Raw genomic sequence first — 27,000 nt, 5'->3', positions numbered from 1 at the left:
CCTATAATCCCGGCCACTTAGCTTGTGGAGCTTGTCATGCCGAACCTACGCCTCGCCGATCTGACCGCCGAAATCGAAGCCAACGTGCGCCGTGCGTTGCAGGAAGATATCGGCAGCGGCGACATCACCGCCCAACTGATCCCCGCCGAACGCCTGGCCAAGGCCACCATCATCACCCGCGAAGACTGCGTGATCGCCGGGACGGCCTGGGTCGACGCGGTCTTCCGCCAGCTCGATCCGCGGGTGGCGGTGCACTGGCAGGTCCAGGACGGTGAGCGCGCCGTGGTCAACCAGGCGCTGTTCCATCTGGAAGGCCCGGCCCGTTCGCTCCTGACCGGCGAGCGCAGCGCGCTGAACTTCCTGCAACTGCTGTCCGGCGTGGCGACGCGCGCGCAGTTCCTCGCCGACCAGGTCGCCGACACCCAGGTGCGCCTGCTCGACACCCGCAAGACCCTGCCCGGCCTGCGCCTGGCGCAGAAATACGCGGTCACCTGCGGCGGTTGTCACAACCACCGCATCGGCCTGTTCGATGCCTTCCTGATCAAGGAAAACCACATCGCCGCCAGCGGCGGCATCGCCGAAGCCATCGGTGCCGCGCGCCGCATCGCCCCGGGCAAGCCTGTGGAAGTCGAGGTGGAAAGCCTGGATGAACTGCAGCAGGCCCTCAATGGCGGCGCCGACATCATCATGCTCGACGAACTGAGCCTGGACGAAATGCGCGAAGCGGTGCGCCTGACCGCCGGCCGCGCCAAGCTGGAAGCCAGCGGCGGGATCAACGAAAGCACCCTGCGGGTGATCGCCGAGACCGGAGTGGACTACATCTCCATCGGCGCGATGACCAAGGATGTGAAGGCAGTGGACCTGTCGATGCGCTTGAGCCTCTGATCAACCTGTCGGCCTCATCGCTGGCAAGCGATGGGGCCGGTACAGGCAAAGCATGTCGCAATCCGGTACTCCCAGGCCGCACCCGCGTCAATTCCCCCTCCTCCCGCCGCGTTAAGGTAGCCCCGCCGGAACGCCTGAGCCGGCCAACAACTACACGCGTAGAGGCACGTTCCTTGAAGCGGCCCTGATTCGCCCCGTCGCTGCTTCGTCTCTGCCTTCAATGACCCCATCAACAAGAGCAGAGTATGTCGAGCCTGAACGACTCCGGCAGCGGACAGCTGTCCACCGGTTTCAAACCCCGTCACGTCACCATGCTGTCCATCGCCGGGATCATCGGCGCCGGACTTTTCGTCGGTTCCGGACACGCCATCGCCGCCGCCGGACCCGCGGTGATCCTCGCCTACCTGGTGGCCGGCACCCTGGTGGTGCTGGTGATGCGCATGCTCGGTGAAATGGCCGTGGCCAACCCCGACACCGGCTCCTTTTCCACCTACGCGGAAAAGGCCATCGGCCCCTGGGCCGGCTTCACCATCGGCTGGCTGTACTGGTGGTTCTGGGTGCTGGTGGTACCCATCGAAGCGCTGGCCGCCGGGCATATCCTCAACCAGTGGTTCCCGTTGATCGACAGCTGGATCTTCGCCCTCGCCTCGGTGCTGCTGCTGAGCATCACCAACCTGTTCGGCGTGTCGAAGTACGGCGAGTTCGAATTCTGGTTCGCCCTGCTCAAGGTCACCGCGATCATCCTGTTCATCGGCTTCGGCGCGGCGGCGCTCGGCGGCTGGGTGCCGAACCATGAAGGCAGCGGCCTGTTCAGCCTGATGGAAAACCACGGCGGCTTCGCCCCCAATGGCATGACCGCGGTGGTGGGCGCCTTCATCACCATCATGTTCAGCTTCATCGGGACCGAGTCGGTGACCATCGCCGCCGCGGAATCCGGCGAACCTTCGCGCAACATCGCCAAGGCCACCCGCTCGGTGATCTGGCGCATCGGGGTGTTCTACCTGCTGTCGATCATGGTGGTGATTTCCGTGGTGCCCTGGAGCGATCCGCAACTGGCCGAGGTCGGCTCCTACCAACGCGCCCTGGAACTGCTGCAGGTGCCCCATGCCAAGCTGATCGTCGACCTGGTGGTGCTGGTGGCCGTGACCAGTTGCATGAACTCGTCGATCTACATCGCCTCGCGCATGCTGTTTTCCCTGGCCCGACGCGGCGATGCGCCAGCGGCGACAGCACGCACCTCGGGCAACGGCGTGCCACGCAACGCCGTACTGGTGACCGCGTTCATCGGCGCCTTCATTGCCGCGCTCAATCACTTCGCCCCGGCGAGCCTGTTCGACTTCCTGCTCTCCAGCTCCGGCGCGATCGCCCTGCTGGTGTACCTGGCCATCGCCATTTCCCAGTTGCGCATGCGCCGTCGTCACGGCAACGCCCTGACCCTGAAGATGTGGCTGTTCCCCTGGCTGACCTACGGCGTGATCCTGTTCATCTCGGCGGCACTGGCCGTGCTGCTGTTCACCGAAGACCATCGCGCCGAGGCGACCAGCACGCTGATGCTGGCGATGGGCGTGTCGTTGCTGGGGATCGTGATCTGCCGCAAGCGCGGCAAGGAATCGGAGGTGGGGCTGGAACGCGCGTACTGAAGACCCGCGTGAAATGAAAAACCGCGAAGGGCCTGGCCGGCCCTTCGCGGTTTTTTCGATCAGAACGAAGCGTTGGCCAGGCCGTCGAGGTAACGCTCGACGTCCAGCGCCGCCATGCAGCCGGCACCGGCCGAGGTGATCGCCTGGCGGTACACGTGGTCGGCCACGTCACCGGCGGCGAACACACCTTCGATGTTGGTCGCGGTGGCGTTGCCTTCACGACCGCCGGCCACCACCATGTAGCCGTCCTTCAGCTCCAACTGGCCTTCGAACAGCGAGGTGTTCGGGGTATGACCGATGGCGATGAACACGCCGTCGACCTTGATCTCGTCCAGGCTGCCGTCGTTGTTCTTCAGGCGCGCACCGGTGACACCCATGTTGTCGCCCAGGACTTCGTCCAGGGTGGCGTTGAGCTTGAGCTCGATCTTGCCTTCGGCAACCCGGGCGTGCAGCTTGTCGATCAGGATCTTCTCGGCGCGGAAGGTTTCGCGACGGTGGATCAGGGTCACCTTGCTGGCGATATTGGCCAGGTACAGCGCCTCTTCCACCGCGGTGTTGCCGCCACCGACCACGGCGACCGGCTTGTTGCGGTAGAAGAAGCCGTCGCAGGTAGCACAGGCCGACACGCCCTTGCCCATGAACGCTTCTTCCGAAGGCAGGCCCAGGTAGCGGGCGCTGGCGCCGGTGGCGATGATCAGCGCGTCGCAGGTGTAGGTGCCGCTGTCGCCCTTGAGGGTGAACGGCTTCTGCTGCAGCGCGACTTCATTGATATGGTCGAAGACGATTTCGGTCTCGAAGCGCTCGGCGTGTTCCTGCATGCGTTGCATCAGCGCCGGGCCGGTCAGGCCATGGGGATCGCCCGGCCAGTTGTCGACTTCGGTGGTGGTGGTCAGCTGACCGCCAGCCTGCATGCCGGTGATCAGCAGCGGCTTGAGGTTGGCGCGTGCGGCATAGACCGCGGCGCTGTAACCGGCAGGGCCGGAACCGAGGATGATGACGCGAGAATGACGTACTTCGGACATGACACGCTCCTGTCGGACTGGCACTTGCTGGCCAGCCCGGTGACACCGGGATCGCCGGTGAAATTAAAAAAGAACCCGCAAGGCCTTGGGGAAGGCCTGTGGCTGCGGGTTCTGAAAACCGTTGCAGCGAGGCCTTACAGGCTTTTGGCGTTTTCCGCCAGGTAATCGGCGACGCCCTGGGCATCAGCCTTCATGCCTTTCTGGCCTGGTCGCCAGCCGGCGGGGCAGACTTCGCCATGTTGCTCGGTAAATTGCAAGGCTTCGACCAGACGGATCATTTCGTCCACTTCGCGACCCAGCGGCAGGTTGTTCACCACCTGGTGCTGCACCACGCCTTGCTGGTCGATCAGGAACGAAGCGCGCAATGCCACGCCGTCATCGTGCTCGACGCCATAGGCGCGGGTGATCTCGTGCTTGACGTCGGCGACCATGGTGAACTCGACCGCGCCGATGCCACCCTTCTCCACCGGCGTGCTGCGCCAGGCGTGGTGGGTGAACTGCGAATCGATGGAGACGCCGACCACTTCCACACCCAGTTCGCGGAAGCGCGACATGCGGTTGTTGTGGGCGATGATTTCCGACGGACAGACAAAGGTGAAGTCCAGCGGCCAGAAGAACAGCACGACATATTTGCCGCGCAGCGAGGAGAGCTTGAAGCTGTCGACGATCGAGCCGTCGCCCAGGACCGCCGCCGCATCGAAATCAGGGGCTTGCTTGTTGACCAGAATACTCATGGGAACTCCTTGAGAACCGTGGATTCGAAGGCGTTGAAAAAGAATGTGCGCACTGTAGCGAGGGGCCAGAGATTAAGGAAATATCCTTAAACAATCCACCTCATAGACCGGCTCTATACAGCCCGTGATTGTTCAGATCTTTGCCTATGAGTGGCCGCCAGGCGTATTTGTTACACACCGTTTCGCTGCCCCCGAGCGGCTTTCGTCGCGCCAGCAAACTCGGTAAGGTCGGCGCGTTTTCCATCCCCCGGAGCTCCTTATGCAAGCCCCTGTACTATCCGGCCCGCAATACCTGCGCGAAGGCCTGAAGCTGGTCCTCAGTCCCGGGCTGCGCCTGTTCGTGCTGCTGCCCCTGGCAATCAACCTGCTGCTGTTCGTCGGCCTGGTCTACCTTGCCGGGCATCAGTTCGCCCTGTGGGTCGATGCACTGATGCCGACCCTGCCCGACTGGCTGAGCTTTCTCACCTACGTCCTCTGGCCGCTGTTCGTGGTGCTGGTGGCCTTGATGGTGTTCTTCAGCTTCACGATGCTGGCCAATGTCATCGCCGCGCCGTTCAACGGCTTCCTTTCGGAAAAGGTGGAGGTGGTGGTGCGCGGCAAGGACGACTTCCCGCCGTTCAGCTGGGGTGAGCTGATGGCCATGGTGCCGCGCACCTTCGCTCGCGAATTGCGCAAGCTCGGCTACTTCGCGCCGCGGGCGCTGGGGTTGTTCATCCTGTCGCTGATCCCGGTGGTGAACGTCGTCGCCGCACCGCTCTGGCTGCTGTTCGGTATCTGGATGATGGCGATCCAGTACATCGACTACCCGGCGGACAACAACAAGATGAGCTGGCAGGACATGCTCGCCTGGCTGCGGCAGAAGCGCTGGCAGTCGCTGGGCTTTGGCGGCATCACCTACGTCGCGCTGCTGGTGCCTTTCGTCAACATCCTGATGATGCCGGCGGCCGTCGCCGGGGCGACGTTGTTCTGGGTGCGGGAGAAAGGCGAAACCAGCATCCGGTAGCGAGAGGCCTGAGGGTAGCTATTCGACCCGACGGCGACACTGTCAGACCACGAAATCAACGCCCTTTCCCAGCCAACTGATACACAAGGCTGGTACACATGGCACTGATAGCACAACCATTCCGGCATCCTGATTCGGGGATCTACTACCTACGACGCAGGGTGCCGGATGACCTTCGGGCAATCATCGGCAAGACAGAGATTCGCCGTTCCCTCAATACCCGGAATCATCACCAAGCCAAGGCAGCGTTTGCCGTCGCCTATGTCGAGTCTGAACGGCTGTTCACCGATGCCCGTAAAGGACGCTATACCGTCCTTGCTGAGCCGCCGATGCTGGCGCCTAGCTTACCCATGCAGTCGGCACAAACCGCCCCAGGCGCCCATATAAAGCTGTCAGAAGCGCTTGATCGCTACGTCCAGTCCGTGTCGTTGTCGGGCAGATCCGAATATGTTTCTCGACGACATGCCGTGGACTACAGCCGCGCCGTCAATCGGTTCATCAAAGACATGGGTGATGCCCCCATAGCCACAATCCAGCCTTCCGACATCCACGCTTTCGCCGCCAACCTCATCCAGCCTCAAGACACTGCCGTAAAGCCCCTAGCGATCTCGTCCACCCGGCTGCTATTGGCCCGACTGTCATCGGTTCTGGCGTTCTCGGTGGATTCTGGTCTGATGGAGACGAACCCTGTCATTGCCTCTCGTATCCACAAGCGCCTCGGCACCGGTAAGCAGAAACGCCGTCTGGACGACAATCGCGGATACGCTTGGAACGAGCTAGTTGCACTGTTCAGCCATGAAGAATTTCAGCGGTTGAGATATGCAGAGGGTCGTCCTGGCAACGCCGTGTTCTGGATTCCATTGATAGCGGCCTATACGGGCGCTCGCCGCGAAGAACTGGCCCAGCTTTACGTGGCCGATGTTCATCAGCATGGGGAGGGATCATGGTTCATCCGGATCATTGACGACCAGCCCGACAAGTCCGTCAAAACCGACAGCAGTCGCCGTGAAATCCCGGTTCACAACGACTTGATCGCACTCGGGTTGCTAACCCTAATAGAAGGACGACCGTCAGACTCCAGAGTGTTCCCCCAGTTGCTGAAAGTCTCGGACGGGTTTGCAGGCATCGTCTCCAAGTCCTGGCGTCCCATCACACAACGCTGCGGTGTGTACCGGGAAGGGCGCAATCCACTTCATGCCTTCCGGCACAGCTTCAAGACTCTAGCTAGGGAGCACGGAATACCGAAGGAAGTCAGCGACTGGATCACTGGGCATGCTTCGGGACACGTTGGCGACGGCTACGGAATAAACCCGCTGCCTCGAATGGGCTCAGAGATCCAGAAGCTGCCGAGTATCGCGAGAGCGGCTGGGCTGCTACCCACAATCTAAAGAAGGCGGTTACGCGGTGAGGCTCGCAAGCCCCGGCAGCGACGCTGTTGCCAGTTCATACAAGACCCACCGGAGTGGTGGGCTCAGGCTAGACGACCTCATCATGCAACAGGACATCCACTGCATCCGCATTGACGATAGCCGGTAGGGCCAGAACCTGAAGAACCCAGCAGCCGCCGAATACTCCCCCTGCATCCTGTCCTGATTGACCTGGGCCTGCTGGAACACGTCGAGTCTGCCAGAGCAACTGGGGCTGATCGCCTTTTCCCCGAACTGGAGGCCGTCCGGGGAAAGCTGGGCCACGCACCGTCGAAGTGGTTCGGTCACTACAAAACTCGCCTGGGCATCACAGACCCGAGGAAGACATTCCACAGCTTCCGCCACACGCTCATCGACGACCTAGGGGATGCCGGGGTGCAGGGCTCGCTCATCAAGCGGATAGCCGGGCACGAGGATGGAGCAGTCACGTTCAGCATCTACGGCAGCCGTAGCCCGCTCAAGGCGATGGCGGATGCTCTGCGTCACATCCACTTGCTCGCCCCCGCTGTCACTGAAAAAACGGAAACAATCACTAGCGATACAGATACACATAGACCTGTATATACAAATGGGTAAATGGGTAAATGGGTAAATGGGTAAATGGGTAAATGGGTAAATGGGTAAGTACCCACCCACGCGGGCAAGTGAATGGTTGCCTATACAAGCCATGGTTCAATTGATTGCTTGAACCATTGGGTACGTGAACAGGTGCGTACGTGCTTGAGTAAGCGGGTGAGTAGACCGGTGCTTGGTTGATTAATTGCACAAGTAAGCAAGTAAGCAAGTAAGCAAGTAAGCAAGTAAGCAAGTAAGCAAGTATTAGCAACTCAGCCAAACTTATACGCACAAAAAGTTAATTGCTTCCGTTGACAAACAACCATAAACCCATGAAACTCCCAGCCATCTGCAGAGACACCTGAGACGTTGCAGAACAAACATCAACACCCGAATAAATCATCATAGGAGAACTACTCCCCACAGCCACAACCCCATCGCCCACACTCTTAAAGACCATATATTTCACAAACAATCCGCACCCTAACGATAACTAGCCTTAGCCATATCGGAAGACCAACTCATTCAAATTATTGACATTTTAAAGACCATGAACAGTACAAAGCACCCCAGCAGCAACACCTGCAATATCTGTAATCCAGAAAAGTTAGCAGCGATTCTCACCGCATTCCGCTCGCCTTACTGTGGAATCGCTACAGAGGCTGAGCCTTACAAGCCCCATCAAATGTATTTCCTGATGACGACCGAAATGGAAATTACTGGATTCACCTATGAGCCTTCTATTCAAGTGGGACAGCACTGCGTAGCAGCGAGCGACACCGAATGTGATTTCATTGTGCAATTCCAGATCAACTGGCCGGACTCCAACCCATATTACTGGCAGCTTGAGACCTATCGGGCATATCACAAAGCTCGACAAGCCCTTTTTGAGATCAAGCAAAGTCACCCAAAGAGAAAGCGTCGCGAGCACATGGCCAAGATTGAACGACTGAGAAACTTTCCCTAATTTTCTTTGGACGCACGACAACCAAGAGCATGCGTTCATTTGCACTTTCGTAAGTATGGCAGACCCAAGGCCTTTCTGATTGATCAGCACTCCCGGACATATACGCACTTACTGAATTGCCGCCCCCTTGATAACAACCATTAACCTCTCCCACTTTCAAGCACGGGCACGAGCACGGGCACGAAGCATTGTAAAAACTTGACAGGTGTTACCTTATGACAAATAAAACGCCATTCCCCACAGAAAACCACAAAGACCACTTCATTTATGACAACCTACCATTCATCAACCCTGAACATGGAGAGCTAGCTACAGTTGAGTGGGCCACAATAATTAACATTGACCTATTTGAACCAGACAATTACGACCCGGATGACTTTTCCACTCGTCCGTCTTATTACCTGCAAATTACACCCAGCGGGGAGATAAGAGGCGTAACATATGATCACGATGACCATGAAGAGTACTTTTCAGTAGCTGCCGAAAACTCCGACGTAGTATTCCTTAAACTATTCACCATTCAATACCCTAGTCTCACGCCAACGCTAACATCCCTCCTATACTATCGTAAAGACCGGGCAACCAAATTGCGGGAGCAGGTAAACCAAGAAAAAGAAAACCTCTTAAATGAGGATTAATATCATCCTACACTACGATCAGCAAACCTTGATTGATCGCCAACCCTAGCTTCAGAAACTGCCAGAGCGTCCTTGAGCTTTCACATACTTTCAAGCAGAGACTCAAAGCTCTGGCAGTGCATCGTGCCACCCTGAAATCAGTTTACACCGTTAGCATCTAATAACTTAAAAGCCGAACCATCTATGAGAGTCATTTACACAGTAATTGCACCGCCAGGAGCAGGAAAAACATTCTGGCTAATTAACCATCTCACCAAGCTACACGATCAATACTCTGTACTTGTATTTCCAACCAAGATTCTTTCAGCAGAAGTGCAAAACCGAATGCAGGATCTGAAGATGGATTTCAATGCCATCGATAGCAGTACCGTAGAAGGTTCTGTCGTGCAGTGTCTAGAGGAAAGCCTTCTCAACCGCACACACCGGATCCTCATCTGTACTCACGAGTCACTGAGGCGGATCAACCCTGAGACCCTACATGGATGGCGACTATACGTAGATGAGGTCCCGGCAACCTGGGATTGTTCAACACACAAATTTAGCGACCTCTCCTACCGTAAAGCGTTTGGCAGCCTAACCTATGTGACCAAAGTAGGTGGAAAGAACAGAGTAAATGCGAGAGACGATTGCCGCACGCTAATTGAAGGGCTGGCCAACGGAGACGATTCAACTTTTACAGCAGCTGCACGTAGCATTCTCAAGGCGCTACTTGATTGCAGGTATGTTATTGAAGTCGAAGAACTCGACTCTAAGATGCAGCGGACCATCAGAATAATCGGGATCAAACATTACATCCCCGCATTCGAAGCAGCACTGGAGGCGGTGGTCATGGGGGCTGAAGTAGAGAAGACGCTTCTTGGAGTCACCCTGATAGGTGCAGGATGGCGCATTCTTCCCATCGAAACAAACATAGATTTTTCGGGATATGGGAATAACGTTGAAATTCACCCTTTCTTCAGGAACAGGTCTTACTCAAAAAGTGCAGCACTTATGAAGGCAGGTAAGCTTTACCCAGACTATCAAGAAAATTGCTTGCTAGATGCCTGGCTGAAAGTCGATGTATTTAGAATCATCGGAAACAGGAAAGCGATTCTGGTGGCACATCAGTGGTGCAAACCCGAACTACCAGTTCCGCCAAGCCAAGACTTTAGCAATATAAAATTTATCCCTATCGATAGCAGAGGCATCAACGAGTATTCCGAATACAACATTGCCATTTGCCTACAGCACGGAAACATCACCCCAATTGAAGGCAGGAGTTTGAGTACACTTGCAGAACTACTCTCTACCGAGAGCCCAGTAACCTCCAGCCAAGTCAGGGACGCAGTGAAGTACGAGCGATTCTACGAGTCAACCCTTCAATCTGTTTGCAGAACCGCCCTGAGATCCAGAACAAGCCTATCCAATATTTTGCTATTCGTTCAAGACCTTGATATTGCAAACTTTCTTGCAGAAAAAATAGGAAACTGTAATATCAACGAAGCCCTCTCTGAAGATTACATAGCACCAGAGTCTGCATCTAGAACAAAGAGAGAGAACGCCAAGCAAAAAGCCATTAGCCTATGGGATCAAAACTACAGTACTGAGCAGATCGCCAAAGAAATTGGAAAAACAACAAGAACGGTGAATAGCTGGCTCCGCCCTCACCGACAGTTGACAAATTAGATCAACTGGAAATTTCCCCTTAAAGATTCTTTAAGAGGTTTTTTCCTCTATCAGACAACATCCCATGCAGATGAAATCTAGAATTATATGACGTGAAGTCACCGAGATAAAACTGTGCCCCAAGGCACGAAATTAACTCTATCTATTCAGGGAAAGAGATGAACAGAAAGCCCCCTGGATATTGACCTGAAAGTTATCCCCTGCAGAGTCAACCTGTAACGGTACGTTACAAAATAACCCTACAGTTAAAAATAGAATATCTGGGGGCTTTCGCCTCTGCCCCCACTTCATATCCAACCATGCCGAAGGCATAGAAGAGAGAGTGCGTGACGTCCCGTCACGAATATTACCCGTGCTTCAAGGCACATGTGTCAATTCTACAGTCTTAGTGGAAGAGAAGGGCGTACAGCCCCATCCTCCTCTTGATTTCTGCCTTTAACTGCATAGGAGAGCACGGAGACTATTAGTCCGTGGCGGAACGCCAAAACATAGCACCACGTGCCAAGGCACTACAGAAACTTTTCAGTTGATGACGGGCAGCAGGCTATCTTGTTCTGCCCCATCTTACTCAAATGCGGCACTAACCCGTACTGCGGACCTTCCCTGGCCGAGCAACAGCAGGGCTGACGAAATAAGTCAGCGCGCCACCTACAATTCCGCTTTCGGTTCTCACCCAACCTCTCTCGACAAGATAACTAATTGCGCGCTTCACCGTATTCAGCGAGCACTTACATAGACTTGCCAGATCTGACTGACTGATCGACAAGGCTTGCTTGCTATTCATTCTCGCCATCAAGATTAGCATCAAACTCGCAGCGCGAGGGTTCTCAAGATTCATCTTCGCCAGTTTCTGAAGTGAGCCTTGCTCCGCCCGAATACTAGTTTTAGGTAACACACAGGTACTATTCACAACATTCTCGACCATCTTATCCTCTCCAGTAATTGTCATCGCCGCTTCCCCAACCTCTTCTGCGCCTCTACCTAATATGTGATCGCACACTATTGGGCAAACTTGTCCTCAGCCAACAACGCCCGCCTGCTTGTCTCGTACTGGGTGGCGGCCAGGGCGTTCTTCGGCGAGTAGATGGACATACCGGACACGTAGGCAGACCACTTGCCGTACAAGTCCTTGCTCAGCTCCAGGGCCTTGATGGACACCTTGGCCTGTTTCAAACGGGCTATGGCTTCGTTGCCCCTCAGATAGGCATGCTGCTGACACTCCGCCAACGCCTGGGCATTCTCTTCGGGCCGCTTGTTGGAGCCGTAGCTCCGAAGTTGCCGGTACAGGATAAAGCCCATATCCGCCTGACGACCGCACTCATAGGCGCTGTTCTCCAGTACATGCTGGAAGTTCCACGCTGGAGACTGGGCTTCATAGTATTTGACATCTGACGGCTTGAACCACTCCTCGGCTGTAGCCGGAATAGGCGCTTCGGCAGACTCCACCGGTTCGTACCGACCTTGGGCACAGGCGGTCAGGATCACAGTCACTCCCGCCATCAGTGCGAGCTGAACGCTTCGACTCATCTTCGTTGTTTCCCTAAGGCGCTCACTGGACACGGACCGAGCTATAGCCCTTGCTGTTCATGCAGAGGCCGTAAGTCTGCTGCTGCTTCTGCTTGATGTTGACACCCTCCATGAAGGTGCCTCGATACTCGTAGTCAGCAACCTGAACGTAGCTGGCCTGCATCTGGCAGTGGGCGTGGTCCTGGGATGCCTCCTGTTGTGTGACACCCTGCTTCACCATCCGGTATTGCGGCTGGGCAGCACATGCCGCCAACAACAGTGCAGCACCTGCAACCAGTATCCCCAGCATCCTTCCTTTCATGTGTTCCCTCCCGGTGTTGTGCCTGCTCGTGCGGCAGGTCGATCAGCACTCGCCGCAACCATCGCCAGCGATCTACCGCCCTCGAATGACGGGCCGAGGCATCACGAATGTCACGATTAGTGTGTTCACGATTAGAGCACATCACTGGACGATTGGGGAATGCCAGCACCTCCCCCCACCCCAGCCCTTTGCCGACAATTTGGCAGCCGAGTACGCGAGCTACGTCTTGCTCTGGGGATCAATCAAGAAGAGTTCGCAGACAGGTGCGGCTTCGCGAGAACGTACATGTCCCGGATCGAGACAGGCGGTGCCAACCCCTCGATCAACGCCATAAAGGTGTTAGCAGATGCTCTGGGGGTAAGCATCTCGGCCCTGTTCGAAGGGATGTGAGCTACCCGATTGCCAAGAACCGCACCCTCGTGCGACTTGCCGCGATATCTATCCACGTCAGTGAGCGTCCGCTTACGACCCATTGCTGCCACCAAGGACGGTAGCGATCGTTGTGGAGGCGGGCTTACCCACGCAGAGACCGGCTCACGTTCAGCAACATATGTACCCGTTGAGCCGTCTCATCTGCGTTATCAGGAATCAGCACAGAGATGCCCAAATAGTGCTCAAGGTGCAGGGTAAGCGTCTGTTCGCCTACCGCTAGATCCCAATAGCGTTGGTCCAACCCATCGTTTCTTACTTTCCAGTAACCGCCCAGACCTTCCTCAAGAACCTGAGCCACGCTCTCGAAATACTTCCAGTCAGCAATCTCAGATATTTCTATCGTCAACATACGTCACCTCACCCAGTAGGCGCAGATTTTCGTACCACTCGCGAACGTCCGCAATGGGTCGTGAGCGGTCACTCGCGAACGGCTGCAAACAACCCAGAGCGGCCGTTTGCTGCTGGCGACCTTACTCTCGAGCGGGTTCTAAACCCCGCTGGGAATTATAACGTTTAGGAAGACTTGGCAGTCTCCAACGCTCTTGTCCAAAGCAGATGAACCCCGTCAATCAACTCCTTGGCAATCGCCGCCTGAATTGCGGGACTGCGTAACCCTTCTAGGTCTTGTCGCGTGGGGGAACGGAGATCAAGATTGTGGGTTGGATAGCGCCAAAATAGTTCATCAGCTTTGCCTGCGCTGTTTGGTACATCTTTACTGAGATCCAATAATGCCTTGCGATCTGATTCTCGTTCGTGCTCATCAGTACAATAGCCGTAGTAAAGGCGATGATCCACTTGTATGTAGGCATACCCAGGAAATCCGGCAAGTGGGAAGTACAAGCCGTAAAACCGATTGTTCTTCGACTTTGTGTAATAGTTACGAATACTATCGCGATCAGCTGTATCTTCGGCTGCGGGCATCTCTGGATATATTTCCTGCCGGTAAGCCCGCATGTGTTCCCACAGATCTTCCTGCAGATCTACCAGCACCTCTTTGTAAGCCTGTTCAATGTCCGACACCAAAAACAAGTTGTCGTCTTCTCGCAGCCGCTTTTTCAGCTCTTCCATGTATTTTCCTCCTTGGTCTGTAGATGTAAGTTTTTGCAGCAACTCGATGTACTGGAATACACCCTCCCGCAAGCCTGCATCGCGGGCAACGATGGGCACACAAAGTTCCAGCCACCGTATAATGTCGGTCTCGTAACTGATAAGGGAAACCTGCACATCCTTTTTGCTGTGTTCCGCTGGCTCCGAACCGTCCAGCGTCAGGTAAAGGTTCGTGATCTGTTGGTAACCTTCTTTCTTTACCAACAGATCATAGCGATAGAGTTGTTCGTAGGCATCTTGGGCATAGATTTTGTTTTCAACGATAATCGCTTGCCCCTTGGCGTTTCTGATGAAGATATCAATACTTTTGTATTCTGTCTGGACGGTGGTGGTCTCGACCTCAAAGTCATTGATTTTCATCACATCCAAAAAGACCTGGAGCAACCGGCTACCGCAAGCATGGGAGCCGTTGGGGTCTAATAGAAAAGCCAAAAAGCGGGAGTGCAGATAAACTTCATCGCTCTCAGTTCGCAGCACCGAAAATAGGTTGAAGCCGGGCTCCTGATGGTGGGTGGCACGCAAGAGTGCGGCATGATGGAACAGGTCACTCATCGTTTGATTCCTTTTAACCATGAAGACGCAAGGATAATGCTATTTTTACATCTCTTTGCCAACTGCGTTACGTTTCAACCTGCAAACTAAAGGGCGAATACCGTCCTTTACGGTTGATCAGCCCCTCCAACTGACCAATGAACGCACTCACAACCCTCGCTGTCCCCCCGGTGACTAAAGTTGTGACTCCGGCGATGCTTAGATATCAATCTTAAGTGCACGATTCGAATCGTCATTAATTCTGGTGGCACATTCGAGCGATCGCTTCTGGCCGTTTGCTGCCCTGGGCGAACGTCCGCTATGGCTCGAAAGCGGTCAATCGCGGTCGGCTGCTTTCGACCCACAGCAGCCAATCACCTGCAAGCATAGCAATATCAACCGATCAACATTCACTTGCTTCGCCGTCCCTTAGTCGCGAGCCATCTGCCAATCGCCTCAGTCGGCGCCAGATTGAGCTTCTGAAAAAATCACTGGCGCCGTTTGAACTCGGGCAAGTGCACCAACAGGTGGCCAGCCCCCGTTTCGGACAGGATACGAATCTAAGAGTCTTTGACCTGTCACCGCTGCTTAATTCGCCTCGGCACAGGGTTGTGCGAATCGGATCTAGCTGTGGTTTTTAACGGTGTATGTGAACTCTCTGAAGATTGATTGGATCCTGGGGTTTTTCTTGTAGTCGGAGTGCAAGAGATTAGACTCAAAGTTTGTCGCAATGCCCCTGCCCGATGAGATCTCTGTTAGACCGATAGGGGTAAGCGAGTCATTTTTGCGACAAAGTATTTTAAGCTCAAAGTCTTCCGTACTGTAGATGTTGGTGGCGAGTTTTATATTTTCGTGCTTGTTTAATATCTCATTATAGTCGTGAGCGGGAGCACTGCCAGCCAGAGTGAATAGATAAACATTGATGTTTGTATTGATATTTCTGGCTGCCTCAAGAGCTACTACTGTACCTAGCGAATGGGCAGATAAAACAATTTTCTCACCTGATACGTAGAATTTGTTTATGTGCTGAGCGATACCCTTTCCCAGGTCAGCAGCATCGTTGTTCGCTTTGTCCCAGATATCAAAGTATTCGAGTATCTTTTCTTTTTCCCTGTACACACTCCAAAGCCGACTTAAGGACAAATCAAAACTACCCGACTCCCAATCTATGACGTCCGTTGGGAATGCGGCCCCCGTATCATAAAAAACTTTTTCACCTCGCTTTTCAGCCATGATTTTTGGAAGGGTCTTGACTGGCTCCCAATACGACACCAAGTCTTCCCAGCCATTTTTGTCATTGTTAAAACCGTGGATAAATAAAGAATTTGTTCTTTTCATGGCTCCTGCCTAAATCCATTTAAATGTAGAGGCATATTGCCATGCGGCTGGGATTACGTCACCATCTGGACGGTGCCTTCTACCCCGCCAGATTGGCTTGCAGAAACCTCAGGCGTCCTTTTCTAACCCATTTCTCAGTACCTGGATTTGCTGCCAGAACAGAATTCTAAGCATGCGGTGGCTGCGAGGCATCTACGCAATCCATCAACCTGACTTGGCGATCATGTAAGCTTACTGGATATCGTTGATCGTCTGCCCCCGCTCAATCCCGGCGATTACCTTGATACGCTCTGCGGACGGGCGCTCAGCCATCGAAGCAGTGCGGCTGCGTTCGAGCCGCCATGCAGGTCTGGGCGGTATAGAGGCTTTTCTAGTAAAGGGCAACCATTGAGATAGCTGCCTCTCCAACTGTCCGCTTTGGGTCGATTGCAGCCATTCGGGAAGGTTCTACGCGAGCGACGCAAGCTAGCAGGGCTCAGCCAGGAACAATTGGCGGCGGAAGCCGACATTCAGCGGAACTATGTCAGCCTGATCGAGCGAGGTGTGAATCAGCCAACCATCACGGTGATCTTCAAGTTGGCTGCTGCACTGGGATGCTCTCCGTCTCTGCTGGTGGTCGACGTCGAGACGATGACTGAGCTGGTCAAAAAGTAATCAGCATCTAATCCTGTAAATCAGTCCAACTCTGTCGTTCCCCCATCTTCTTTCGGTCTAGCTCCCTGTTTCCGGGGCTTCTGTCACTGCGGTATCAAGCGAAACGTCCCTTCACTCTATATCCCTGATTTCTCAGGGTTAAGCGGAAGAAAGCTGCGGCTAAAACACCTTTCACCTCCACGCCGGGCTCAATTGAACCACCAGGGCCAAAGCCAACGCTTGTTCACACCAGTCCCAGCACGGCCTCGTGCAACCCACCAGAGACATATCATTTGAGTAGAGCCATATGGGAAGGCGATAGGAGCAATCCGAAACCTATCAATCACCAGTAGCTATCTAGCCAAATGATAGATTATCATTTGACTATCGACTTTCTTGACAAAGGATAAATCGGACATGAGCGAAGCCCATCTCTATCTTCGGGCATCCACCAAGGATCAGGACGCGGAACGAGCCAAGCAGCTCCTGCTGGACTTCGCACAGAACCATCACTTGAAGGTCACCGGCATCTACGCCGAGAACATCAGCGGCACCAAGCTGGATCGTCCAGAGCTCTCCCGGTTGTTGGACACAGCTGCCCCTGGAGACGTCCTGCTGGTCGAGTCGGTGGATCGCCTATCCCGTCTGTCCCAGGAAGACTGGTCGCACCTCAAAGGCGTCATAGAAGCCAAGCGGCTACGCCTGGTGGTCGCTGACCTACCCACTAGCCATATGCTCGTGAACGACAAGGGAATCACCGGGCAAGTGATGCAGGTAATCAACAGCATGCTGATCGACCTGATGGCTACGATGGCCCGCCTAGACCAGGAGAAGCGTGTAGAGCGGATCAAGCAGGGGCTGGAGAACAAACGTGCCCGTGGCGAGAAGGTCGGCGGTAAAGGCCGCGATCAGAAGAAATGGGAGAAGGTGGCTGACTTGCTGAAGCGGGGCAGTTTGACGATGGAAGAAATTGCACAGCTAGCGGGTGTGGGAGTTGCGACTGTCTACCGTATCAAGCGGGAATTGTCTCAGCCAGCCTGATGCGTCAGGAGAGTATCTGAAGACGCATTAGATGGACGCGATAAACCAGCGAGGATCGAGTAGGTCACGAGAAGTCGAGAAAACACGCTCACAAACGCATGGACGACCCTAATGAACTGCTGGAAAGGCCCCGAGGGCAGAGTGCCTGTCGAGGCCCAAGTCCGGTCAGAAATTAAACGCTAGCTGCTTGGGAGCACTGCGATAGTGCTGACAGACATTCTCCCAGCGACCAAAACGCCAGCGGGGATATGCGTGAACAAACACGGGCTTGGATGATGGTGCCGACGAGCGGCGATGATGGGATCGATGCATGGTAGATCAGGCCTCTAAAGGATGCAGGTAGATGCAATCCTCTGGGCGAGACGCCTTTACATTTAGAATGTATTGACGTGGCGGTCATGCTGTTGGCTTAATGACCGCCTGCCCAGATTCATGCGTTTTCGAAATGCACGTATCGGGGAGGCGAGTGGGCACGTGAAGTTTGGCGACAGACCGTGCTCACTCGCTAGCTATCCTCTACGACCCCCAATATATGGGGGTTTTGCGTTTCTGAGACCCAAGATAATGCGGTCCCCGGCGTATTGCAAGGCGGCGGCCTGTGGATAACTCGTGTGTAGTTTGTGTGTGAAACGAGACAATACGCTGTGAGCCCCGCCCTGCCACGATGAGACCGCCTGTCATCCTTTTTTCATGCAGGAAAAGACAACGGAGAGATTTTTGCGGGCGCGAACCCTATAACAAAAAAGGTGCGGTCGATGCCTGTCCGTGCGCATATTAGGCTGGCGAGCTGGGGCGGCATTCGAATTGGTTGGCTCATCTTGACGACTATGCCTGCAGGATGGTCCGCAGCAGTCCAGCTGCTTCTAACGCAGACACGCTTATGCACATTCGAGGGCATCACCGTCGCAGGAGCAGCAGACGTCTTGGAGAGCTGTTGCTGATGAACCAGACAGCTCTCAGAGCAGCCTTGGAAGAAGTGTCGTTGTGGGTGAGCCTGCGAGGATCGACACAGGTCCACGACAACGTGATGACAGCCCTTCAGGCAATCGATCAGTACGCCGAGACCATTACCTCGGGCATCGAGCGTCTACGCTCCTGAGCACGCTTACAAGCCGCCTACGGGCGGCTTTTTCGTGCCTGTTGATATTTTGGAATTCTAGCGACCGCCATGGGTACGCTAGGGCGATAGAGCTGAACACCGCCCCACTGAAAGGTGGGTTTCACCAAATTCAGAAAGACTATCAGTGAATATGTTTCTCACGAAAATCTATGTAATCGTGATGTTTAATCCAGTCAATTAGCTTGTAAGGCAGATACAACTTTTTCTTAGCTCGGGAAATCGCTATGTAAACAGCACAAATCCGGTCATCAAACTCATAAGCATCCTTAAACTGCATCGTGGTGAGAAGTCCTGGAGTAAGAAGTACATTATCAAACTCCATACCCCCAGCCTGCCCAGCCCTCATCAACATGCAACTTCTGCTAGCCCGAGCCACAAGGGTTATCATTCCAGTTACATCTGACACCCTGAACCCTTTTTTCAGTTCGGCTTCCACCCAGAGAAACGACTCATCGAACTGGTTTGCATCCCGTACCTGTTGCCAACTCGTCCACTCACTGAAATACGGATGTACTTCACCCTCGTCCCGCTGATGAAAACGGGGATTGAATAAGCCGATGGCAGTGATCATAAACTCCCAAAGCTTCGTCTCTTCATCTCTCGAATAAAAACTGAACGAACACTTTAAATCGCGCAACTGTATTGCCCATTTCATGGTGTCCCACAAAGAAGCGGTTAGGACGACGCAGCCCTCCGGCGGTACGAAGCCTTCGGGATATTCTTCAATACCCACGTCGGCATGCCGCGACCCTTCGAAAGCCTCCTTAGCTTTCTTGGAGTGGCGAGAAATCAACGGATTGACAAGATCTTCGATATTCCGACCAGAACGAACAGAGAAGCCTACGACACTTTGTCGAACCGTTCTTGCACGGACAGCGACGTCGTCACTTCCATGTTGATACTCGTCTCCCAAGGTCACTAGTACCTGTCGCCCACGCTCCAGAATCTGAAGTAACGATGCGGGGACATCCTGGCTTTCATCGACCAGTACATGCGAATAACGAGGCGAAACCAAACGACCTTCCAGGCTCGCACTCTTGATCATCAGCAATACTTCAATATCAGTGAAGCGCCCCCATTCAGGATTCGCTTGAAGGTAAGCCCACAATCGACTGGAGTACTCCAGAAGTATCATAGCGTCGACGTCGGACAGAGTCTTGTGTAGCCGAGGCATGTGCTTTAGCGACAAAGCATAATCCCGTGACCGACAATATCGCCCTAGCATTCTCAGGCAAATATTCACCGTGGCTAATGGATCGTGTGACGCGACACCAATGATATTCAGTTCTTGGGCAAGTGCTTCTTTACCCACCTTGACTCGGAAAATCTTTGATTCGACCGATCTACGATGAAGCAGCTTGGATGCAAACTTTCGAAAAGTGCTGCAGGTTAGCTCTCGGGGGTCACACTTAATTCGCCTCAAAAGATTCGCGAGCTTTTCGTCGGTACGAGCCAACACCAATGTCTTATAGGGCTGCAAGCACTCAACTAATGCTCCAACCAGATGGCTTTTACCGATTCCAGCGTAACCCTGAACATGAAGGTGCTCATCCAAATTAGCTCTAAATGTTCTTACCAGATGGTCCTGCGCTCCGCTCAACCAACGTTCATCGCGATCCGAGATTAACATCTGCATGCGAAATGGATTATTATCACGAGCATGGCGATACTTGTAATCGACATCCCACCTTCCGTTAGGTAATAGATATTTCTGGGCAGCGACCTCATCGACCATTAGGAAGCGTAAATTAGACTTCTCCATAACTTTTATGCCAAAGTAGAGTTTGTTCTGATCGAACAAGCGCCTCGCTTCTGGCAACAGCTTCACTGATGACGGGCCGGAAACACCGACAGCCCAGTCCAGCAACTTAACAAGAATCCGCTCAACTGCTGAAGGGGCAAGATCCATTTCTTTAACCTGCACAAGGTTCTGGATGACCAACAATGCAGCTAGCTCCGGATCCGATAGAGTGCCCAAGGCGTCAGAAGACTTCTCAAGCAGGCCTCGACAAACCTCTTCTGCTATGGGCAGAAACAATGGAGTAGAAAGATCAAGGTGTTCCGGTCGCATATAACCCCATCAGTAACGGCGAAGACAAGCTGAAGCCAACCTTAGTCATATATTTCGTCGGGTTCGAAGTCATCCATATCTGTATCTATATCTTTTTCTTTTCTGTGTAGAATCGAGTCAACAATGTGCTCAACACGATTCTTGGCAGGCTGAACACCCCGAACATCGTTAAGCAATCCCAGCTCGACTAATCTGGAGCTGATCACTTGGGAGGACACTCCAAGGTCGCGACTTAGGTCATTAAGAATCAGAGAGAGCGTCTGGATGTTGTAGTGTTCATAGTCGACATAGATAACGCCGTGTCCACGCCATTTCACATCGTAATGCTCCAAAACAGGCTTCAGATGAGCCTCAAGCGTTTGCCTTGATATCTCTAAACCGGTCAAATCACTCATGGTTGTGATGCTCCCGCTCGCGCCCCAAAGAGAAGACTGCAATTTTACACGGAGGCTAGTGTACTGGATTAGGTGGAATCGCAGTTGATGTCGGCGCTAGAATGCCCAGCACGGCCTACCACTCAGGTGTGGCTAAACGCTGGTCCACTTCTGGATTTTCTTGCGAAGGATCCTTGAGAAATCAAGAACTTATAGAATGGAGGCGGCTCCACTAGCCCCCCTCCTCTCCTGCCAAACGACTCATCTCTATTGCCCTCTCCCTTCTCTTAAACCGACCACTAGTCAGTTGCAGACACTCCTGAATAGCGTCTTGAGTAACCGCCGACGTCATGGACCGACCCCGTCGCCCCATAAAACGGTGCAAGAGCATCTATCAAAGAGTGTGGCCTTCTCAGACCATCCACTCACCTGATACATTTGCTATTCACTCCCTTGGGAAAGGGCGTTGATTTACGCGGTTTCCAGAAGATCTACCGGGTTTTTGCTGTACATCGACTACCCGGCGGACAACAACAAGATGAGCTGGCAGGACATGCTCGCCTGGCTGCGGCAGAAGCGCTGGCAGTCGCTGGGCTTTGGTGGCATCACCTACGTCGCGCTGCTGGTGCCGTTCGTCAACATCCTGATGATGCCGGCGGCCGTCGCCGGGGCGACGTTGTTCTGGGTGCGCGAGCGCGAAGGACGCTGATCACCAGCGCAGCAGGCGCGGTCCCAGGGCCGCGCCGGCCAGGGTCGGCACCAGCATGCCCAGCAGGTACCAGATGCCCCAGAACGGCACACCCATTTCCGGGCAATGCAGGCAGTAGGCAACGGTCGCGGTGGCGCCCGCCAGCAGCCCCCCGGCCGCACCGGCCTGGCGCAGGCGAGTCGGCGCCAGGCCACGCAAGGCCCAGAACACGCCGATGAACACCGGCAGCGACAGCAAGGCGATATTCAGCGCGCAGGTGCGCCAGGTGCGGCCGAAGATCAGTTCGCCGCGCGCCTCCGGCGCGGCACCGGCAAGACTCAGCGCCGCTCCCAGCCAGACCAGGAGCAGCGGTAGCCCGAGCAGCAGCCAGACACCTCCGCCCTTCACCCCCGGCCGCGACAGTCGTCGATTCAGCCAGATCGCCAGCAGTGCCAGGCTGCCCGGCAGGGCCACCTTGGCCCAGAACAGTGGCGTGCGTGCGACTTCGCCCAGATCGGCGCGTACGCCGTAGAGGGAAATGGTCAGCAGCAAGGCGGCCAGCCCGCCGCCCAGCAAGGCGATCCCCAGGCGTCGCAGCAAGACGTGGCGATCCACCGGGCCTTCGCCGCTGGCCAGCACGTTGATCAGTTCATCGGTCTTCATCGTTACCTTTACCTCGAATCAAGCCCGCCAGCGCCTTCAGCCCGCGGTGGATGCCGACCTTGACCGCCGAGCTGGACAACCCGGTGAGTCGCGCCGTTTCCTCCACCGAAAGCCCTTCGACCTTGACATGCACAATCGGCAGACGCTGACGCTCCGGCAGTTGCAGGAGCAGCTTGCCCAGATCACGTCTGGCCGAAACCGACTCCGTGTCGCCCTCGGCAAACAGTTCGCCGTCATCGTCCAACGGGTCATGCAGTGCATCGCGGCGGGCGAAGCCGCGAAAATGATCAGCCAGCTTGTAGCGCGCGATGGCCTGTACCCACACGGTCAGTGGCTGCTCGGCGTGATAGGTGTGCCGGGCATTGTGCACTGCCAGCAACACCTCCTGCAGCAAATCCTCGATCTCGTCCGGACACTGCGCCAGGCGGCGGCGCAGGAAACCACGCAGATGAATGGCCAGGGCAGCGAGAAACTCGCGGTAGGCCGCCGCTTCGCCATTCATGCCGCGCAGCAGCAAGGCCCGCAGAGTCGCCTCACGCTCGCTCAGTACATCCTGTGAAGTAGTTCGTTGCATCGATCGCCCGGGTTACATCCATGGGGAAATTTCGTTTATGGCGTGCCCGGCCTGTCGTGACCGGGAAACGGTGCCAAGGGGAAGCACATTAGAAGGCTGCCGAACAAACCTCAAAAAAAAACTTGCGCAGGCTGTAACCGGTTTCCATCAGGCAACGAACTACTCCTCGAGCCACCGGTACATCACCCTGGCCTTCCAATCTCGTGGAGACTGCATCATGAAAAGCCTCACCCTGACCGCCGCCGCCCTGGCCCTCGCCACCCTCGCCGGCAACGCCATGGCCGACGACACGAAAGCCAACCAGGGCGTCGCCATGGAGAAATGCTACGGCGTGGCCATGGCCGGCAAGAACGACTGCAAGGCCGGTGCCGGCACCACCTGCGCGGGCACCTCGAAGAAAGACTATCAGGGCGATGCCTGGAAGCACGTTCCGGCCGGCACCTGCACCTCGATCAAGACGCCCAGTGGCATGGGTTCGCTGACCCCGCTGAAGTCCTGATCCGGAGCGCCGACCATGAACAGGCACGACCAACTGGGCGCCGGACTCGGGCTGAAGGCGGAGCACTACGCCGAAGCTGCGGAGTGTGCCGCCGAGGGCCTGTGGTTCGAGGTCCATCCGGAGAACTACATGGTCGGCGGTACGCGTCGTGCCTGGCTGCAGCGGATCGGCGAACGCCATCCGCTGTCGCTGCACGGTGTCTCGCTGTCGCTGGCGGCGGACGCCAGCCCTGATCCCGAACATCTGCGGCGCCTGCGCGAGCTGGTGGATCTGCTCGATCCGGTCCTGGTCTCCGAGCACCTGGCCTGGTCGACCTGGCGCGGCAGCTATCACCCCGACCTGCTGCCCTTCCCGCGGACCGACGAGGCGCTGGCGCGCATCGCCGACAATGTCCAGCGCACCCAGGACGCCCTGGGTCGGCGTATCGCCGTGGAAAACCCCAGTCATTACCTGCGCCTGGACGGACATGCCTGGGACGAGATCGATTTTCTCGTCGAACTCACCCGTCGCACCGGTTGCGCGCTGCTGCTGGACGTCAACAACGTTCATGTCAGCGCCCACAACCTCGGCTACGACGCCTGCGCCTGGCTGCAGCGGGTACCCGCCACCGCCATCGCCGAAATCCACCTGGCCGGCTTCAGCCCTGACGAAGCCGGCACCCTGCTGATCGACTCCCACGCCGCGGCCATCGCCGAACCGGTGTGGGCGCTGTATCGGCAACTGATCCAGCGCATCGGCCCGCGTCCCACGCTGATCGAGCGCGACGACGCCATCCCCGCATTCGCCGAGCTGCTGGCCGAACGCGAAATCGCCCAGACCGTGCTCATGTGCGCGAAGGAGCAAGCATGAACCTCTCCCTCGGTCAATTTCAGGATGCCTTCACCGAGGCGCTCTACCAGCGCCCTGCTCCGGCCCTCCAGGACCTCAGCGCGCAGCCGGCATTCGCCGTCTACCGCAACACGGTGCTGAGGGGCTGCGTGGATGCTCTGTGCGCCAATTTCCCCGCGGTCGAACGCCTCGTCGGTACGTCATGGATGCGCGCGGTGGCCAGCGATTACGCGCTGCGCTCGCCACCCGCCGATGTCCGCCTGGTGCACTACGGCGCGGCATTCCCGGCATTTCTCGACGAACTGGAAAACCTCGATGAATGGCCCTGGCTGGCGGATGTCGCCCGCCTCGACCACGACTGGCTGATGGCCTTTTGCGCGCCCGACGAAGCGCAACTGACCCTCGCCGCACTCGCCGGCCACACCGCCAGCGACCTGAGCGAGCGCTGCCTGGTACCGCGGCGTGGCGCACGCTGGCGCTGGTTCGAGACGCACCCGGTCTACAGCCTGTGGCAGCGCAGCCGCGACGGTCTGGACTGGAACGACGACATCCCCTGGCAAGGCGAAGGCGCGCTGCTGGTCGGCAGCCCGGAGGGGGTCAGTCATCAGCCGCTGGAAAAAGGCGCCTGCGCCTTTCTCGAGGCCTGCGCCAGCGGTCACGGCCTCGACCAGGCTTCGAGCCTGGCCCTGCAAGTGCAGGCCGATCTCGACTTCACCGACCTGCTCGGCCGCCTCCTGCGCGCCGGTGTATTCCGCCCACTTGCCCTCGCTTGAAGGAGCCCCCATGGACATCGCCCACCCGACATCGCCCCGTCCGCTGTCACGTTACAACCAACTGGCCGACTTCGCGCAACGCCTGCTCGGCGAGTCACTGCTGTATCTGGTGGCACGCCTGGGAATCGCCTCGGTGTTTTTCCTCTCAGGACGCACCAAGGTCGAAGGGCTGCTGAGCCTGACACCAAGCACCTTCGAACTGTTCCGCAGCGAGTTCATGCTGCCGCTGATCCCACCGCACATCGCCGCCTATCTGGCGACCTACGCGGAACACCTGTTCCCGTTGCTGCTGGTGCTGGGGCTGTTCACGCGGCTGTCGGCGCTGGCACTGCTCGGCATGACCCTGGTGATCGAGATATTCGTCTACCCGGACGCCTGGTCCACTCATCTGTCGTGGGCGGGCCTGCTCTTGCTGCTGGTCGCGAGGGGCGGTGGCGGCTGGTCGCTGGACCGGCTGCTGCGGATTCACTGAAAGCAACGGCCGGCGCCTTGCGCGCCGGCCATCGGTGCCGCGGCTTATTTCAACTGGTTGGAAAACTGCCCAACCGCGTTCACTACCTTCTGTGCCCCATCCTGAATCTCGGTGATCACCGTGCCGGTCTGCCCGGCCAGCTCCAGACCCTGCTCAGCCTGACGCTTGCTGCTGTCGATGATATCCACCGCGGCCTTGGCCAGTTGTTCGTTCTGCTGTACCACCCGGGCGATTTCCTCCGTGGCGGTGCTGGTGCGCGACGCCAGCTGGCGTACTTCGTCGGCGACCACGGCGAAGCCGCGACCCTGTTCACCGGCGCGGGCAGCCTCGATCGCGGCATTGAGCGCGAGCAAGTTGGTCTGCCCGGCGATGTCGCTGATGGTCTTGATGATCGAGCCGATCACCTGAGACTGCTTGTCCAGCGCCTGGATGCCGTCGGCCGCGTCCTGCATGTAGGTTTCCAGGCCGCGCATCACCTCGACGGTCTGGGTCACCACGGCAGTGGCACGACGTGCGCTGGTGTCGGTTTCCAGCGAGGTGGTGTAGGCGATATCGGCAGCCTCGGCGACCGCGTTCTCCTGGTTCACCTGGTCGGTGATGACCGTGGCGAACTTGACCACTTTGTAGAGCACGTCGTGGGCATCAATGATCGGGTTGTACGAGGCTTCCAGCCATACGGTGCGGCCATGGGCGTCGACGCGCTTGAAGCGCTCGGCGACGAACTCGCCACGGCGCAGCTTTTCCCAGAACGCCTGATAGGCGGTGGAGTTGTACTCCTCCGGCTCGCAGAACATGCGATGGTGTTTGCCGCGAACCTGCTCGAGGGTGTAACCCATGGTGCGCAGGAAGCGGTCGTTGGCGCTGAGGACTTCACCGTTGAGGTTGAACTCGATCACCGCGGTGGAACGCATCAGCGCGTTGATCAGGCTTTCGTTTTCGCGAGACGTCTCGATGGTGCGGGTCAGGTCGCTGGAGTGCATCGTGAAGTACCTGATGCGTCCATTGCCATCCTTGACCGGCTGCAGGATCGAGCGCAACCAGGCTTCCTCGCCGTTGCCACGCAGCAGGCGGAAGGCGCCGTTGAGATGTTCGCCACGGGCGATGGCCTGCTTCATGCGCTGATAGAAGTCCAGCGGCTTGACATGGGCGGGGACGATTTCCTCGATATGGCGACCGACCAGTTGCGCGTTGCTGTAGTGCATTTCCTTTTCGAAATTGATGTTCACCGACTCGATGCGTCCGCTGGGATCCAACTGCAGCACCAGCATCTCGCTGTCCAGGCTGTCCTTGACCTGTTCAAGGCTCATCAACCGCTCGCGTAACTCATCGTTTTCTTTTTTCAGTTTGCTGTTGAACATCACCGCTCTCCTGGAGCGCTATCACCATCGGGAATGCCTACTGCATCGGCTGGCGGGCGGCCATTCTTGAGCCATAAAACGGGAATATTTCGCGGGCCGGCGCTGCCGGGAATCGGGCGTCACATATATGTCAT

General features: G+C 56.3%; 27 protein-coding genes and 1 pseudogene. 15 read left to right on the top strand and 13 right to left on the bottom strand.

The annotated features are described in order from the left end of the window. The first annotated feature begins 36 nt into the window (after positions 1-36). Entirely contained in the window at positions 37-885 is an 849-nt protein-coding gene (nadC, locus tag CHB99_RS08060) for a carboxylating nicotinate-nucleotide diphosphorylase (RefSeq protein ID WP_042120941.1), read from the top strand. Positions 886-1,130: 245 nt separating this feature from the next. Then, positions 1,131-2,525, top strand: a complete 1,395-nt coding sequence (locus CHB99_RS08055; protein ID WP_042120943.1) for an amino acid permease — start codon at positions 1,131-1,133, stop codon at positions 2,523-2,525. Between the two features lie 59 nt (positions 2,526-2,584). On the opposite strand, the gene trxB is transcribed toward CHB99_RS08055, so the two are convergent. Further along, complete coding sequence (gene trxB, locus CHB99_RS08050) at positions 2,585-3,547, bottom strand: thioredoxin-disulfide reductase (protein WP_042120945.1); 963 nt, start codon at positions 3,545-3,547, stop codon at positions 2,585-2,587. Between the two features lie 134 nt (positions 3,548-3,681). Then, complete coding sequence (locus CHB99_RS08045; RefSeq protein ID WP_042120946.1) at positions 3,682-4,281, bottom strand: peroxiredoxin; 600 nt, start codon at positions 4,279-4,281, stop codon at positions 3,682-3,684. A gap of 259 nt (positions 4,282-4,540) precedes the next feature. Between CHB99_RS08045 and cysZ the strand changes: the two genes are divergently transcribed. From cysZ to CHB99_RS29485, 5 genes are all read left to right on the top strand, one after another. Continuing rightward, entirely contained in the window at positions 4,541-5,284 is a 744-nt protein-coding gene (cysZ, locus tag CHB99_RS08040) for a sulfate transporter CysZ (RefSeq protein WP_042120947.1), read from the top strand. 98 nt (positions 5,285-5,382) lie between these two features. Continuing rightward, the gene (locus CHB99_RS08035; protein WP_052419352.1) at positions 5,383-6,672 is read left to right on the top strand and encodes a site-specific integrase; all 1,290 of its coding nucleotides are present in this window, start codon (positions 5,383-5,385) and stop codon (positions 6,670-6,672) included. 1,144 nt (positions 6,673-7,816) lie between these two features. After that, entirely contained in the window at positions 7,817-8,233 is a 417-nt protein-coding gene (locus CHB99_RS08025; protein WP_141137270.1) for a hypothetical protein, read from the top strand. A 215-nt stretch (positions 8,234-8,448) separates the two neighbouring features. Further along, positions 8,449-8,871 (top strand): hypothetical protein, encoded by a 423-nt coding sequence (locus tag CHB99_RS29490; protein ID WP_141137269.1) that lies wholly within the window; start codon positions 8,449-8,451, stop codon positions 8,869-8,871. Positions 8,872-9,054: 183 nt separating this feature from the next. Then, complete coding sequence (locus tag CHB99_RS29485; protein WP_141137268.1) at positions 9,055-10,536, top strand: DEAD/DEAH box helicase family protein; 1,482 nt, start codon at positions 9,055-9,057, stop codon at positions 10,534-10,536. A gap of 580 nt (positions 10,537-11,116) precedes the next feature. Here CHB99_RS29485 and CHB99_RS30530 read toward each other — a convergent pair. From CHB99_RS30530 to CHB99_RS08010, 3 genes are all read right to left on the bottom strand, one after another. Further along, positions 11,117-11,374, bottom strand: a complete 258-nt coding sequence (locus CHB99_RS30530) for a helix-turn-helix domain-containing protein (protein WP_428977839.1) — start codon at positions 11,372-11,374, stop codon at positions 11,117-11,119. A gap of 161 nt (positions 11,375-11,535) precedes the next feature. After that, positions 11,536-12,063: a hypothetical protein gene (locus CHB99_RS08015; RefSeq protein WP_042120952.1), complete on the bottom strand. Its 528-nt coding sequence runs from the start codon at positions 12,061-12,063 to the stop codon at positions 11,536-11,538. Positions 12,064-12,085: 22 nt separating this feature from the next. Further along, on the bottom strand, positions 12,086-12,364 hold the full coding sequence (locus CHB99_RS08010; protein WP_245655566.1) for a hypothetical protein: 279 nt from the start codon (positions 12,362-12,364) through the stop codon (positions 12,086-12,088). Positions 12,365-12,523: 159 nt separating this feature from the next. Here CHB99_RS08010 and CHB99_RS08005 point away from each other — a divergent pair, with 159 nt between their 5' ends. Then, a complete protein-coding gene (locus CHB99_RS08005; RefSeq protein ID WP_042120954.1) occupies positions 12,524-12,754 on the top strand; it encodes a helix-turn-helix domain-containing protein in 231 nt (76 codons plus the stop codon). Between the two features lie 124 nt (positions 12,755-12,878). Here the strand turns inward: CHB99_RS08005 and CHB99_RS08000 are convergent, their stop codons facing one another. The 3 genes from CHB99_RS08000 to CHB99_RS07990 all read right to left on the bottom strand — a co-directional run bounded on the left by CHB99_RS08000 (position 12,879) and on the right by CHB99_RS07990 (position 15,772). Then, positions 12,879-13,145, bottom strand: a complete 267-nt coding sequence (locus CHB99_RS08000; RefSeq protein ID WP_042120955.1) for a DUF3630 family protein — start codon at positions 13,143-13,145, stop codon at positions 12,879-12,881. A gap of 164 nt (positions 13,146-13,309) precedes the next feature. After that, a complete protein-coding gene (locus CHB99_RS07995; protein WP_042120956.1) occupies positions 13,310-14,455 on the bottom strand; it encodes a PDDEXK-like family protein in 1,146 nt (381 codons plus the stop codon). Positions 14,456-15,058: 603 nt separating this feature from the next. Then, positions 15,059-15,772, bottom strand: coding sequence for a hypothetical protein (locus tag CHB99_RS07990; protein ID WP_042120957.1), 714 nt, complete (start codon positions 15,770-15,772; stop codon positions 15,059-15,061). A 417-nt stretch (positions 15,773-16,189) separates the two neighbouring features. On the opposite strand from CHB99_RS07990, the gene CHB99_RS07985 reads away from it, so the two are divergent. Next, entirely contained in the window at positions 16,190-16,426 is a 237-nt protein-coding gene (locus CHB99_RS07985) for a helix-turn-helix domain-containing protein (protein ID WP_042120958.1), read from the top strand. Positions 16,427-16,822: 396 nt separating this feature from the next. Further along, a complete protein-coding gene (locus CHB99_RS07980) occupies positions 16,823-17,446 on the top strand; it encodes a recombinase family protein (RefSeq protein ID WP_042120959.1) in 624 nt (207 codons plus the stop codon). A 1,241-nt stretch (positions 17,447-18,687) separates the two neighbouring features. Here the strand turns inward: CHB99_RS07980 and CHB99_RS07970 are convergent. After that, a complete protein-coding gene (locus tag CHB99_RS07970; protein ID WP_042120961.1) occupies positions 18,688-20,637 on the bottom strand; it encodes a hypothetical protein in 1,950 nt (649 codons plus the stop codon). 41 nt (positions 20,638-20,678) lie between these two features. Continuing rightward, positions 20,679-21,032 (bottom strand): hypothetical protein, encoded by a 354-nt coding sequence (locus tag CHB99_RS07965; protein WP_042120963.1) that lies wholly within the window; start codon positions 21,030-21,032, stop codon positions 20,679-20,681. A 487-nt stretch (positions 21,033-21,519) separates the two neighbouring features. Here CHB99_RS07965 and CHB99_RS07960 point away from each other — a divergent pair. Beyond that, positions 21,520-21,720, top strand: a pseudogene (locus tag CHB99_RS07960) (EI24 domain-containing protein); the annotation flags it as partial. On the opposite strand, the gene CHB99_RS07955 reads toward CHB99_RS07960, so the two are convergent. Continuing rightward, a complete protein-coding gene (locus tag CHB99_RS07955; RefSeq protein ID WP_042120965.1) occupies positions 21,721-22,362 on the bottom strand; it encodes a DUF1109 domain-containing protein in 642 nt (213 codons plus the stop codon). Then, the gene (locus CHB99_RS07950; protein WP_042120967.1) at positions 22,349-22,936 is read right to left on the bottom strand and encodes a sigma-70 family RNA polymerase sigma factor; all 588 of its coding nucleotides are present in this window, start codon (positions 22,934-22,936) and stop codon (positions 22,349-22,351) included. Before CHB99_RS07950 ends, CHB99_RS07955 begins: the two co-directional genes overlap by 14 nt. Positions 22,937-23,153: 217 nt before the next feature. On the opposite strand from CHB99_RS07950, the gene CHB99_RS07945 reads away from it, so the two are divergent. Genes CHB99_RS07945 through CHB99_RS07930 form a run of 4 tightly spaced genes read left to right on the top strand, consistent with a single transcriptional unit; the run spans position 23,154 to position 25,508 of the window. Then, entirely contained in the window at positions 23,154-23,435 is a 282-nt protein-coding gene (locus CHB99_RS07945) for a BufA1 family periplasmic bufferin-type metallophore (RefSeq protein WP_042120968.1), read from the top strand. A gap of 15 nt (positions 23,436-23,450) precedes the next feature. After that, positions 23,451-24,284 carry an MNIO family bufferin maturase gene (bufB, locus tag CHB99_RS07940; protein ID WP_042120970.1) on the top strand — a complete coding sequence of 278 codons (834 nt, stop codon included), beginning with the start codon at positions 23,451-23,453 and terminating at the stop codon, positions 24,282-24,284. Then, on the top strand, positions 24,281-25,036 hold the full coding sequence (locus CHB99_RS07935) for an HvfC/BufC N-terminal domain-containing protein (RefSeq protein ID WP_042120971.1): 756 nt from the start codon (positions 24,281-24,283) through the stop codon (positions 25,034-25,036). Before bufB ends, CHB99_RS07935 begins: the two co-directional genes overlap by 4 nt. A gap of 10 nt (positions 25,037-25,046) precedes the next feature. Beyond that, the gene (locus tag CHB99_RS07930) at positions 25,047-25,508 is read left to right on the top strand and encodes a DoxX family protein (protein ID WP_042120972.1); all 462 of its coding nucleotides are present in this window, start codon (positions 25,047-25,049) and stop codon (positions 25,506-25,508) included. Between the two features lie 44 nt (positions 25,509-25,552). On the opposite strand, the gene CHB99_RS07925 is transcribed toward CHB99_RS07930, so the two are convergent. Then, entirely contained in the window at positions 25,553-26,866 is a 1,314-nt protein-coding gene (locus tag CHB99_RS07925) for a methyl-accepting chemotaxis protein (protein WP_042120973.1), read from the bottom strand. Between the last annotated feature and the right edge of the window lie 134 nt (positions 26,867-27,000).

The sequence above is a fragment of the Pseudomonas japonica genome, assembly GCF_900188455.1.
Lineage (GTDB): Bacteria > Pseudomonadota > Gammaproteobacteria > Pseudomonadales > Pseudomonadaceae > Aquipseudomonas > Aquipseudomonas japonica.
This window is presented reverse-complemented; position numbering and strand designations above follow the sequence as displayed.